Origin of the sequence: Cupriavidus oxalaticus (assembly GCF_004768545.1) — a bacterium.
Taxonomy (GTDB): domain Bacteria; phylum Pseudomonadota; class Gammaproteobacteria; order Burkholderiales; family Burkholderiaceae; genus Cupriavidus; species Cupriavidus oxalaticus_A.
This window is the reverse complement of sequence record NZ_CP038639.1, coordinates 148,185-160,285: the sequence shown is the minus strand read 5'-3', so window position 1 is coordinate 160,285 and position 12,101 is coordinate 148,185. Positions and strand designations below refer to the sequence as shown.

Annotated in this window: 9 protein-coding genes, 3 pseudogenes and 1 riboswitch; all 12 genes and pseudogenes read left to right on the top strand. The window is 58.2% G+C overall.

The window, feature by feature from the left end; translation table 11 throughout:
• Nucleotides 1–207 precede the first annotated feature (207 nt).
• Nucleotides 208–366 (top strand): annotated as a pseudogene (locus tag E0W60_RS35275) (IS5/IS1182 family transposase); the annotation flags it as partial.
• A gap of 80 nt (nucleotides 367–446) precedes the next feature.
• Nucleotides 447–1,250, top strand: a pseudogene (locus E0W60_RS35270) (IS5 family transposase); the annotation flags it as partial.
• Nucleotides 1,251–1,337: 87 nt separating this feature from the next.
• Nucleotides 1,338–1,700 carry an IS66-like element accessory protein TnpA gene (tnpA, locus tag E0W60_RS35265; protein ID WP_135707451.1) on the top strand — a complete coding sequence of 121 codons (363 nt, stop codon included), beginning with the start codon at nucleotides 1,338–1,340 and terminating at the stop codon, nucleotides 1,698–1,700.
• Nucleotides 1,700–2,047, top strand: a complete 348-nt coding sequence (tnpB, locus tag E0W60_RS35260; protein ID WP_012354502.1) for an IS66 family insertion sequence element accessory protein TnpB — start codon at nucleotides 1,700–1,702, stop codon at nucleotides 2,045–2,047. The genes tnpA and tnpB overlap by 1 nt, the downstream gene beginning before the upstream one ends.
• 29 nt (nucleotides 2,048–2,076) lie before the next feature.
• A complete protein-coding gene (gene tnpC / locus E0W60_RS35255; RefSeq protein WP_135707449.1) occupies nucleotides 2,077–3,636 on the top strand; it encodes an IS66 family transposase in 1,560 nt (519 codons plus the stop codon).
• 25 nt (nucleotides 3,637–3,661) lie between these two features.
• Nucleotides 3,662–3,970, top strand: a pseudogene (locus E0W60_RS35250) (transposase); the annotation flags it as partial.
• 938 nt (nucleotides 3,971–4,908) lie between these two features.
• The gene (locus E0W60_RS35245; protein ID WP_135707742.1) at nucleotides 4,909–5,778 is read left to right on the top strand and encodes a fumarylacetoacetate hydrolase family protein; all 870 of its coding nucleotides are present in this window, start codon (nucleotides 4,909–4,911) and stop codon (nucleotides 5,776–5,778) included.
• Nucleotides 5,779–6,093: 315 nt separating this feature from the next.
• Nucleotides 6,094–6,933 (top strand): AraC family transcriptional regulator, encoded by an 840-nt coding sequence (locus tag E0W60_RS35240; RefSeq protein WP_135707448.1) that lies wholly within the window; start codon nucleotides 6,094–6,096, stop codon nucleotides 6,931–6,933.
• Nucleotides 6,934–7,026: 93 nt separating this feature from the next.
• Nucleotides 7,027–7,838, top strand: a protein-coding gene (locus E0W60_RS35235; RefSeq protein ID WP_135707447.1) for an IS5 family transposase whose coding sequence is annotated in 2 segments (ribosomal slippage) — nucleotides 7,027–7,375 and nucleotides 7,375–7,838 — 813 coding nt in all. Because the reading frame shifts where the segments join, the coding sequence is not laid out codon by codon here.
• Nucleotides 7,839–8,158: 320 nt separating this feature from the next.
• A complete protein-coding gene (locus tag E0W60_RS35230) occupies nucleotides 8,159–9,367 on the top strand; it encodes a trans-sulfuration enzyme family protein (RefSeq protein WP_167884698.1) in 1,209 nt (402 codons plus the stop codon).
• Nucleotides 9,367–10,530, top strand: coding sequence for a pyridoxal phosphate-dependent aminotransferase (locus E0W60_RS35225; protein ID WP_135707445.1), 1,164 nt, complete (start codon nucleotides 9,367–9,369; stop codon nucleotides 10,528–10,530). Before E0W60_RS35230 ends, E0W60_RS35225 begins: the two co-directional genes overlap by 1 nt.
• A gap of 60 nt (nucleotides 10,531–10,590) precedes the next feature.
• A riboswitch (glycine riboswitch) is annotated at nucleotides 10,591–10,688 on the top strand.
• A 167-nt stretch (nucleotides 10,689–10,855) separates the two neighbouring features.
• A complete protein-coding gene (locus E0W60_RS35220; RefSeq protein ID WP_135707444.1) occupies nucleotides 10,856–12,082 on the top strand; it encodes a D-amino acid dehydrogenase in 1,227 nt (408 codons plus the stop codon).
• Nucleotides 12,083–12,101 lie beyond the last annotated feature (19 nt).

Genomic DNA, 12,101 nt, shown 5'->3' with positions numbered 1-12,101 from the left:
CATGAGCCTGACATCAAGTCCGGATACATGACTGCAATCTCGACCTTCTATCCATTGCTGAATGCATCGTTTGACAAACCGGGGGCGTCCATACATGTTGCATAAATCCGGGGTTGGTTGGGCCTGACGTTTACGCGCAACGGCTGGAGCGCTGGCTCTGTTAACTTCTGACGAAGCGGCGTAGTGTCTTGGACTTTTTCCGGGACGATGCGTAAGGACAACCGACAGCAAGCCGAGCCCAAGGGGGTCTACCGCGTCAAGAACTGGGCGCAGTACAACAAGGGGCTAATAGCCCGAGGAGACGTGACGATGTGGGTCGAAGAGAGCTTGCTCGTGCCACCGGCTAAAGCCCAGTCGCCTAACAGGTCGCTGAAATACCTCCAGCAGACGTCAGCGCGACAACTGGCTGAAGCGTTGATTTGAGGACACCATCCAACCCCACAATCATGCGCGGCGCAGACACCTTCACGGAAAGCTTGTTCACGATGCGGAGGCTGGACGATTTCGTGCCAAAGTCCCACCCGTTGCGCTCGATCCGCACCATGGCCAACCAGGCGCTGGTAAAGATGGACCGGTTGTTCGCGGAGATGTACGAGGCCGATATCAAAGGTGGTCGGCCCAGCATCGCGCCGGAGAAGTTGCTGCGGGCCATGCTGCTGCAGGTGCTCTACAGCATTCTCTCCGAGCGCCAGCTCATGGAGCAGACGCAATACAACCTGCTATTTCGCTGGTTCATCGGGCTGTCAATGGACGACCCAGTTTGGGTGCCCACGGTCTTCACCAAGAACCGCGAACGGCTGATCAAGCATGATGCAGTGATCGAGTTCTTCAACGAGGTGCTGGCCATCGCGCAGAAGAAGAACTGGCTGTCGGGCGAGCACTTCAGCGTGGACGGCACGCTGATTCAGGCGTGGGCGGGCCACAAGAGCTTCGTGCGCAAGGATGGCAGCGATGACGATAGCGGCGACTTCAGGGGTAGCAAGCGCAGCAACGACACCCATCTCTCCAGAACCGATCCCGATGCGAAGCTCTATCGCAAAGGCAAGACTGGCAGTGAGCTGCGCTACATGGGACATACGTTGAGTGACAACCGCCACGGCCTGGTGGTCAGCGCCCTGGTAAGCACCGCTGATGGACACGCCGAGCGCGAGGCTGCCAAGGTCATGCTCAACGATGCCCGGCAGGTGGCGGACGACCCGGACACCGAAATCACAGTGGGTGCAGACAAGGGCTACGACGCGCAGGAGTTTAGTAAGCGTGGCCACAGCACCGTCTGTTCATGACGAGCCGTAGGCGGCAATCTGGTTCCCACCAGAATTTGGTGGGAACCAGAAGAAATGGAAATCAAGGCGCGGGGTCGCCGGCGAGGCTCCAAGAATTACGCGAAGGAATTCCGCATGCAGGTCGTGGCGGAAACCTTGGACCCGGCACGCTCACTGTCAGAAGTTGCACGAGCGCATGGCCTTAACGCGAATCTCGTGTCGAAGTGGCGGCGGGATCAGGAGCGGGCGGCGGCGTCCGCATCCGAGCCGGCCGAACTATTCCTGCCCATAGAGATGGCATCGCCGCCGATGCCGGAGCCGATTGGATCGTCCGGGCTTGTCATCGAATGTCGTGGCGTGCGCGTGTGTCTCGACGGCAAGCCCGAGCCTGATGTCTTGCAGCTCGTGCTGGCGAGCTTGCTGGGAGTGAGTTCATGATGCCGGGCCTTCCCGCTGGAACGCGGGTGTGGTTGGCTGCCGGCGTGACCGATATGCGCTCTGGCTTCAACAGCCTGGCCGCGAAGGTGCAGACTGTGCTAGAGCGGGACCCGTTCAGCGGCCACGTGTTTGTGTTCCGTGGCCGACGAGGTGACCTTGTCAAGGTGCTTTGGTGGAGCGGTGATGGCATGTGTCTGTTGATGAAACGGCTTGAACGCGGACGCTTCGTCTGGCCGCGTGCGGATGGGGGCGTCGTCAGCCTGAGCCAGGCGCAGCTCTCAATGCTGCTGGAAGGCATCGACTGGCGACAGCCGGTGCGCACGGCGGAGCCGATCTCGGCGTTGTAAACCTGCCTGCCGGCGCGTAGACTGCTGGCATGACGACGGCGAACGCGTACCCGGACGACATCGAAGCGCTCAAGGCCCTGCTGCTGGAGCGCGATGCCCGCATCGGGCATCTGCAAGACGTGGTCGATTCGCAGAAGGCAGCGACGGCAACGGACAAGGCGGAGATCGAGCATCTCAAGTTGCTGATTGCGAAGCTGCGCCGCATGCAGTTCGGTCGTCGCTCGGAGAAGCTGGACCGCCAGATCGAACAGCTCGAACTGCGCCTGGAAGAACTCGAGGCCGACGAAGGTGCCGCACCCATCGAGACGCGTACGGTACCGGAACAGGTACAACGTAAGCCGTTGCCAGAACACCTGCCTCGCGAGATCCTGACCCATTGGCCTGAATCACGTGACACCTGCACGGCATGCGGTGCGCCGATGAAGCAGCTTGGCGAGGACGTCTCCGAACAGCTTGAATATGTGCCGGCGAGCTTCCGGGTCATCCGCCATGTGCGACCGAAGCTGGCATGTTCGTGCTGCGATCACATTGCCCAAGCTGCTGCACCGAGCCGTCCCATTGAGCGAGGCATGGCTGGCCCGGGACTGCTGGCTCACGTGCTGGTCTCGAAGTTCGCGGATCACCTTCCGCTCTACCGGCAGTCTGTGATCTATGCGCGTGAAGGTGTCGAGTTGGAGCGCTCGCTGCTAGCGAAGTGGGTTGGTCACAGTGCAACGCTGCTGCAACCGCTCGTCGACGCACTGCGTCGTCACGTCATGGCGGCGACGAAGCTCCATGCCGACGATACGCCAGTCCCGGTGCTCGCACCAGGTAACGGCAAGACTAAAACCGGACGCCTGTGGGTGTATGTACGTGACGACAGGTCGTCCGGCGACACAACTCCGCCGGCCGTCTGGTTTGCCTATACTCCGGACCGCAAGGGCATCCACCCGCAGCAGCATCTCGAATCGTTCACCGGGACGTTGCAGGCCGATGCCTATGGCGGCTACCAGGCGATTTACGAAACGGGACGCGTTGCCGAGGCAGCGTGCTGGGCCCATGCCAGGCGGCAGTTCTACGAATTGCATGCGGCTCGCCCGAATGCCCTGAACACCGAGGCGCTGGAACGCATCGGCGCACTATACAAGGTCGAAGAGCAGATCCGGGGCAAACCACCCGACGAACGCCGCGCGTATCGACAGGCGCAAGTGCGTCCACAACTCGATCAACTCCACGCGTGGCTGAGCGCCACCTTGGAGACGCTCTCGCGCAAATCTGACACGAGTCGGGCGATCCTGTACGCCCTGAACCGGTGGGAGGCGCTCACGCGCTATTGCGACGACGGACGACTGGAGATCGACAACCTGCCGGTTGAGCGCGCATTGCGCGGGGTGGCTATCGGCCGCCGAAATTACCTGTTCGCTGGTGCGGACTCGGGTGGGGAACGCGCCGCCGCAATTTACAGCCTGATCGGCACGGCCAAACTCAACGGCGTCGATCCAGAGGCTTACCTACGCTTCGTGCTGGCACGCATCGCGGATCACGCGATCAACCGTGTCGACGAACTCACGCCATGGGTCGTCGCTGAGCAACTGGCTACGCCAGCATAACTGCTGCCGACGTCAACACGGCGCTGGCTACACGCTTACGGAGTTTATTGAAGCCTGCCTGGAGATGAAGGTGACGCCGCATGTGGCGCAAAACACTTCGGGTCGACGCTCGGCAGTTCCTGATGCCATTGCCCGCAGCGAGGGCTATGCCATCTCGCAGCAAAAGCGCAAGCTGATCGAACAAGGCTTTGGGTGGGCCAAGACGATCGGGCGCATGCGCCAGGTGATGGTGCGTGGACTGAAGCGAGTCGACCAGATGTTCGTCCTGAGCATGGCAGCCTACAACCTCGTACGCATGCGTTCCCTGGGGAAAATCCGTCCGCAGTTGCAATAAGCGGGCAAAGAAAGCCGGGAATAGGCGCCCAAGAGCCGAAAAAACCTGCAGCAGGCGGAAAGCATACCGCTTGTGCAGGGAGTACTTCAGCAGCCTGCTAGAGCGTGGGCCTTTCACCTCAGACCGCCTTGAATAAAATTGCGAACTTCTGGCAAGATTTTTGACGAGAGTAAAAAATGCGACATAGGCACTACCGGTTCGGCCTGCGGTGTTGCATTACTTGGCAGGCTCGCACCGACGCGGCCAATAGGCGGCGTCGGGAGAGATTGCCAGGCCAAGTAGCGCCGAGGAGGATCCGTTCTGCGAACTCTTAGACGCAAGATGGCTCTGCGGCCAAGCGTAATGCAGGTTTCATCGCCGTCTGGCGGGTTGGCATCTCCCTCGCAAACTGCCAATGTGCAACATGACTGATGGTCGCTGATCACGTTTCGCCAATGGAGGCCGAGCGTACCACTCACCGCCAAAAGAGCAGCGCGCTCACAGCAGATATTGACCTGTCTCGGTCACCTTCCGCACCGCTCGGGTGCAGTACTCGCACGCAGGCTTGGTCGAAAAATCGGCTGCGTCGCGATCAAATTAAGATCAATAGCTGGGCGCCAACGCGATCCCGCATCAGGCCGTACCTCAGTGCGCCAGCCACCACGCACTTTGTATTCCATTCGCCACTTTTCTGATTGACGTGTTCGGCTACCGAGGCGCTCGCAAACGTAAAAAATACGCAATTTCATACAAAAAGATACGACGCATAGGAGCAATATCCACGTCGCCTGCCGGAACTCGTTAGCGGGCTTCTTACACATCGAAGATCACTGACAACGATTCAGTGCGCCCTTCGCAAGTCCGCGATCGAACATCAAATTCTCTCGGATAGAAAGAACTGCTTGCCTTCCATGATTAATCGGTTGGCGATTTATAACGACGATTTGGAGATCTTCTCTATGAAGCTGGTCCGATTTGGAGATGTTGGACACGAACGCCCTGGAATTGTTGACGTGAATGGTGATCTTAGGGATTTGAGTGGCTATGTATCTGACATTAGCAGTGAAACACTAGAACTTGAAGTTCTTAGTCAAATTTCCGCTCTTAGTACGAACTCGTTACCTCGTGTATCAGGTAACCCACGGCTTGGTTCACCACTTCGCGTAACAGGAAAGTTTATCGCTGTTGGACTAAATTATCGGGATCACGCCGAGGAAGCGGGTATGCCAATTCCTAAAGAGCCGATAATCTTCATGAAGGCCAATAGCTGTGTTGTCGGTCCTAACGACGATCTCATTATTCCGCGAGGGAGTATGAAGACAGACTGGGAGGTCGAACTAGGAATCGTTATTGGGTCACGTGCGTCTTACGTAACCAAGGACGAGGCATTGTCCCGGGTAGCCGGCTACGTAGTAGTAAATGACGTGTCAGAACGGCAATATCAGATTGAGCGGGGCGGCACATGGGATAAGGGGAAGAGTTGCGACACATTTGGTCCGATTGGACCCTGGATTGTCACCCCGGACGAGATCGATGACGTACAGAATCTTGACTTGTGGCTCGACGTGAATGGAGTTCGGCGCCAGACTGGCAATACTGCTACGATGATCTTCGGTGTCGCTGAACTTGTCAGCTACGTGAGCAACTTCATGACACTGTATCCTGGTGATGTTATCACTACGGGCACCCCGCCGGGCGTGGGGATGGGAATTAAGCCCGATCCGATTTATCTGGTCCCAGGTGACGAAATTTCTCTGGGAATCGATAGGCTAGGATCGCAGCGTCAGCGCTGCGTTGCATGGAGCGCCACCGTAGCGACCAGTAACTAGACCTGTGGCAGCTGTGCAGAAGGCGGAGTCTGCCGCCTGGCTTTGACTAGCACTGCAGATGTGCTGTCGAAAGAACCAGCCCGACGCAGGTGATTCGGTAGTTCACGCGCACTACGAACCGCGTTTCCATTGATAAAAACCGTCTGCCAAACGACAACGTCCGCGCATCTGTACGGTGCCTCTCTAACGCGCGGCGTAGGGCGCCATGTCAGCTGTTTATCGACGTGAAGATGCACCAGCACTCCCTTCCCAGCATTTTCGAACAAACTCCGGTGTTCCGCGGAAGCTGTCTCGATTTAGCCAAGGAGCCTCCGAATGAAATCATCTGTAAGGCAACGCAATAATCAGGCCAAGTTATGGCGAGAGACTTCATTTGCCAACGTGGAGATGCTGCGTGCAGCGTACCGGACGCATCAATTTCCACCGCATGCTCATGACGAATACGCCTTTGGTCTTATCGAGAAGGGTGCGCAGGAGTTCATCTACGCAACTGGGGAGCGACTAATCATGCCTCAAGGAACAATCTGCGTTGTGAACCCAGGTGCGGTTCACGAAGGCGGCCCTGCAACAGAGGCCGGATGGGATTATCGGATGGTCTATATTCCAACAGCCAGTATGGCGTCAGTCTTGATCGATTCCGAGTGGCGGCCGCAAGGTAAGCAACTTTACTTTCCGCAAACGGTCATCAACGACGATGACACCATGCGACTCATCTACGAGGCTCATATCTGCTCCGAATCTCGTGATACGTCGCAACTTGAAAGAGCCTCGAGACTTACACAGGCAGTCTATCAGTTGGCCTCCCGACACGGACAGTCCCTGCGACCCATCGAGCGTCTAATACCTATTCCCGGAGCAGTGAAGAGAGCGCGCGAGTACATCGATGCCTATGTCACCGAGAATCCCTCACTTGAGTCAATTGCTCGAGTTGCTGGCATGAGTCCCTTCCATCTGATCCGCGCATTCCGGAAGGCAGTAGGAGTCGCTCCTCATGCCTATCTGGTGCAGCGCCGTGTCGAACTCGCGAAGCATCTCCTGCTTAAAGGGCGGCCATTGCGTCAAGTCGCAGTTGAAGTGGGATATTACGACCAAGGTCACTTGAGCCGAGAGTTCTCGCGCTTTTTCGGTGTTCCCCCTAGCGTCGCTAGGCAGTGACCTCACTAAGAAGCCCTAACAAAATGAATCTACAGGGCTGTTAACTTCAAGTGATCTTTGTTAACTTTGCGTTGTTTCGTCAGCGCAAAGGACATGGCCAAACTAATACTCGACGACGATCTGTGGGCACTCATCCAGCCACTACTGCCGCCACCGAAAGCTCGGCGCCCCCGCTATCCCGGGCGCAAGCCGCTGGACGATCGGGCCGTGCTCACCGGCATTCTTTTCGTCCTGCAGTCCGGCATTCCTTGGGAGATGCTGCCCACGGAAATGGGCTGCGGCTCCGGGATGAGTTGCTGGCGACGACTGCACGCCTGGCAGAAGGCCGCTGTTTGGGATCGCCTGCACGAGGTGCTGCTGGCCAAGCTGCGTGCGGCCGACCGCATCGATTGGTCACGTGTCATCGTCGAGTCCTCTTCCATTCGTGCTGTGGGGTCGGGTCAAAAACAGGACCCAACCCCACCGATCGCGCGCGACCCGGTTCAAAGCATCACCTCCTGACGGAGGCCCAAGGCATACCGCTGGCGCTGATACTGACCGGCGCCAATCGCAACGACGTCACCCAACTGCTGCCGCTGGTCGAGGCGATTCCGCCTATCCGCGGCAAACGCGGCCGTCCATTGTCCAAGCCCTGCATCGTCCAGGGTGATCGCGGGTACGACCACGACAAGTATCGCAAGCCGCTTCACGCCGCCGGCATCGCCACTGAGATCGCCCGTCGCGGTGAACCGCATGGCAGTGGTCTTGGCAAAACCCGTTGGGTTGTAGAACGAACAATTGCTTGGCTGCACAACTTCAAGAGATTGCGCGTGCGCTTCGAGCGCCTCCCCACCATCCACGAAGCCTTCCTGAAAATCGCTTGTTGCATCATCTGCTGGCGTCATCTCAGGAAGTCATTTTGTTAGGCCCTCTAAGCAGCAAGTTGCTTCGGCACGAGTCGCCCTTGGTTTTGATTGCAGCAAATCTGACCCGTGCGGCCGCCGGCATCAGCCTGACAATGTACTGTTGGCCATCGACACACACGTATTCGTCTCAGGAAAGAAGCGCAAGTTTTTATCAATAGGGTGCAGCTTCAGCGCTTACTATCGCTCCACTCATGTTGCCGGGACTATCCGTAGCCATCGGGTTGAAGCGTTACCTGCAGTCCCTAATACCCCGGCCGACATCCCCACCCCTTTTGTGGCTTTACGTCGAGTGTGCTGCTACCGGCAGCTTGGAGAACAAGATGGCAAAACAGTTTACAGATAGCAACCACCACACCTACGAAGGCTTCGCTCCGGCGACCCGGGCGTTGCACATTGATCGCGCACTTGAACCGGGCTCTGGCGTCGCGCCAGCCATCATGCAGTCGGTGACTTACTTTTCTGAAGATGGGGCCGACTTTGCTGTGAAGGCGACCGAGCCTCTGAACGATCTTTTCTATGCCCGCCACGGCAACCCAACTGCATCCCGCGCCGCGCTCATTGTTGCGGACATGGAGGGTAAGGAAGCAGGTATTATGTTCGCTTCGGGGATGGCCGCAATTACCACGACGTTGCTTTCACTACTGAGCAAGGGTGACCACGTCGTGGCTCAGAAGAGTCATTACATCGGCACTACGACCCTGATGAACGAAACCTTCGGGCGGTATGGTATCCATGTAACGCTAGTTGATCAGGACGACACGGAGGCGTTCGCACGAGCGATACAACCGAGCACCAAGGTTTTCATGCTGGAAACCCCGGTCAATCCGACCATGAAAGTGACGGACCTTCGTGGCGTCAGTGACATTGCCCGTAAGCATGGAATTACGACCGTCTGTGATAACACATTTGCTACGCCGTTCAATCAGCGCCCGGGCGACTTCGGAGTCGACATTGTTGTACATAGCGCCACCAAGTACATGGGCGGTCATCATGACCTGCTCGGTGGCGTCGCAGTCGGCTCGAAGAGGCACATGGACTGTGTTTGGGACATGGGCATGACCCTCGGTGGTGTCATTACCCCGTTCAATGCATGGCTCGTCCTACGCGGACTGCGTACGATGAAAATGCGCGTCGACCAGAGCAACAAAAACGGGCTTGCGATCGCACAATTCCTTGAGGGACACGAGAAAGTGAGCCGTGTTTATTATCCGGGGCTCGAATCGCACGAGCAACACGCACTGGCCCGTGAGCAGATGAATGGGTATGGCGGTCTTCTGACGTTTGATCTGAAAGGCGGCTTCGAAGCGGGACAGCGGTTCATCAAGGCCCTAAAGATTCCGTTTTACGCTGCGAGCCTGGGTGGGATCGACTCCCTTGTGATTCAGCCGGCAGCGCTGTGGCTCGGACGTCTTTCTCCGGATCTGGTTGGAAAACAGGGCGTTGATCCCGGTCTTATCCGTTTCTCCGCTGGCATCGAAGATACGGATGACCTGCTGAAAGACATCGGTCAAGCACTGGAGTTCGCGTGATGACAGCGAGTCGCATTGAAACCCTTACGCGCTCGGGGATTCGCCGCGTAATGCAGCTTTCCGCGGCGGCGGAAGCGCGCGGCGAGAAGGTAATCCACCTCGAAGTCGGCCAACCTGACTTCCCCACGCCAGCCCACATCCAAGATGCAGCAGCAAAGGCGGTGAAGGAAGGCAAGACCGGCTATACGGCTTGCGCCGGCATTCCTGAATTGCGAGTCGCGGTAGCGGAGCGTGTAAGTTCGAGAACGGGGAGGAAAGTATCGTCGAACGAAGTCTTAATCACCTCAGGGGCGGTGAATGCGATTTACCTGGCGTTGTCATCGATCCTTGAGTCTGGCGATGAGGTTCTCGTCCCTGACCCTGCGTGGCCCAATTATCACAGCGGCGTAAGTCTGGCCGAAGGGAAGTCGATCCGATACCCGCTTCTCGCTCACGAGAAGTACGAGCCCGACTTTGAAGCGCTTGAGAGACTTGTGACACCGCGAACTCGTGTGATCTTTGTCAACACACCGGGCAACCCAACTGGGGTTTCCTGGTCGAGGAAGACGATGACGAGCATGGCCGAATTTGCGGAACGACACGGCCTGTACATCCTTTCTGACGAGGTGTACGAGGATATGGTGTACGAAGGACGCCATGTCAGCATGCTAGAGATCGCGCCCATTCATCGTGTGCTCCTTGTGTCTGGCACCTCTAAGAGCTACGCCATGACGGGATGGCGTATTGGCTGGCTGATTGCGGACGCTGAAATTATCAATGCTGCCGCGGCCTTCGTTGAGCCCACCACATCGTGCGCAGCCTCGCCATCTCAGTATGCCGCACTGGAGGCTGTGAACGGTCCACAGGACTCGGTTGATGATATGCGCCGCATCTATCATGACCGCATGATGAGGGTGCAGGATCGGTTGCAAGATGCCGGAATTTTGCTGGCGGCACCTACCGGTGGCATGTTCGCAATGCTGGACATTTCAGCAACGGAGATGACGTCAGATGTTTTTGTAGAGCGGTTGCTTGCCGAGAAGGGCGTGGCGGCAGCACCCGGGTCAACCTTTGGCCCGTCGTCGGAGCGTAGCATCCGAATATCCTTCGCCACGGCGATCGAAGATCTTCAGCAAGGCGTCGACGCGATTATTGATTTTGTTAAGGATAACTCGCGAAAATAGATCAGTGGTGCTAAATTACGGCGTCGCGTCGCTTGGTAGGCACCATGCGGACGCGGCCCATAGTTGGTATCGGGAGAGATTGCCTGGCCAAGCAGCCAGGCAGCGCCGAAGGAGCAACCGCCCCGGAAACTCTCAGGCAAAAGGACCGGTATCACGTTTGAACTCTGAAGAACCTCGGCACTCGTCAGCCGACGGTACCGAAGGAGCAAGCGATCCGCGCCACATCGAAGTGGTACGTCGTGAATCTCTCAGGTCAAGGACAGAGGGGGCGTCTTTCGCGCATTTCGCGCAAAAGGCTCCCACTTGACGTTTTGGAACCTTAGAGATGAAGAAATTTGCCGTAATCGGCGGTGGCATCACCGGCGTGACCACTGCCTACGCACTCGCCAAGCGCGGTTTCTCGGTCACCCTGCTCGAAAGACACCGCTACGCCGCCATGGAAACCTCGTTCGCCAATGGCGGCCAGCTCTCCGCCTCCAACGCCGAAGTCTGGACCCACTGGTCCACCATCCTGAAGGGCATCAAGTGGATGCTAAAGAGTGATGCGCCGCTGCTAGTCAACCCGCGCCCTAGCTGGCACAAACTCTCCTGGTTCGCCGAGTTCATTGCCGCCATCCCCCAATATCGCAAGAACACAGTGGAAACGACGCGCTTGGCGATTGCCGCGCGCGATCACCTGTTCTCCTGGGCAGCGGCCGAGGGCATCGACTTCGACTTGAAAAAGGAAGGCATTCTCCACATCTATCGCGACAAGGCCGGCTTCGACCATGCAGGCCGCGTGTCGAAACTGCTCGCCGAAGGTGGATTGGAGCGCCACGCCGTCACGCCGGAGGAGATGCGCGTCATCGAGCCAACGCTGGCGGGTAACTACTACGGCGGCTATTTCACCGAAAGCGATTCCACCGGTGACATCCACAAGTTCACAAACGGGATGGCGGCGGCGATCGCCCGCCTCGGCGTGCGTTGCCTGTACAACCAGGACATCCGCTCCGTGAGTACCGACGGCCGCCACGTCACCATCGCGATCTACGACGGCCAGCGGTCGGAGTCGCTGGTGTTCGATGGCGTGGTGGTTTGCGCCGGCACCTCCAGCCGTGCGCTGGCGGCGAGCTTGGGCGACCGCGTCAACATCTATCCGGTCAAGGGCTATTCGATTACCGTCAACTTAAACGACGCGCGCAGCCAGGCTGCCGCACCGGTCGTCAGTCTGCTCGACGACGAGACCAAGCTGGTTACCAGCCGCCTCGGCACCGACCGCTTCCGCGTGGCGGGCACCGCGGAGTTCAATGGCTACAATCGTGACATCCGCGCCGATCGCATCCGCCCGCTGGTGGAATGGGTCAACGAGTGCTTCCCCGACGTCAGCACCCGTAGTGTGGTGCCGTGGGCCGGTTTGCGGCCGATGATGCCGACCATGCTGCCGCGCGTTGGGCGGGGCCGCGCGCCCTGCGTGTACTACAACACGGGCCACGGTCACCTGGGATGGACGCTGTCGGCGGTCACCGCTGACATGATCGGAGCTGTCGTTCAGCAAACAGTAGGCGCCCGCTGAACCTGTTTTGACGGAACGC

Excerpts from the sequence above, each read along its gene's own strand:
- tnpA (WP_135707451.1), top strand. The coding sequence starts at position 1,338 with ATGGAAATCAAGGCGCGGGGTCGCCGGCGAGGCTCCAAGAATTACGCG.
- tnpB (WP_012354502.1), top strand. The coding sequence starts at position 1,700 with ATGCCGGGCCTTCCCGCTGGAACGCGGGTGTGGTTGGCTGCCGGCGTG.
- tnpC (WP_135707449.1), top strand. The coding sequence starts at position 2,077 with ATGACGACGGCGAACGCGTACCCGGACGACATCGAAGCGCTCAAGGCC.
- E0W60_RS35245 (WP_135707742.1), top strand. The coding sequence starts at position 4,909 with ATGAAGCTGGTCCGATTTGGAGATGTTGGACACGAACGCCCTGGAATT.
- E0W60_RS35240 (WP_135707448.1), top strand. The coding sequence starts at position 6,094 with ATGAAATCATCTGTAAGGCAACGCAATAATCAGGCCAAGTTATGGCGA.
- E0W60_RS35230 (WP_167884698.1), top strand. The coding sequence starts at position 8,159 with ATGGCAAAACAGTTTACAGATAGCAACCACCACACCTACGAAGGCTTC.
- E0W60_RS35225 (WP_135707445.1), top strand. The coding sequence starts at position 9,367 with ATGACAGCGAGTCGCATTGAAACCCTTACGCGCTCGGGGATTCGCCGC.
- E0W60_RS35220 (WP_135707444.1), top strand. The coding sequence starts at position 10,856 with ATGAAGAAATTTGCCGTAATCGGCGGTGGCATCACCGGCGTGACCACT.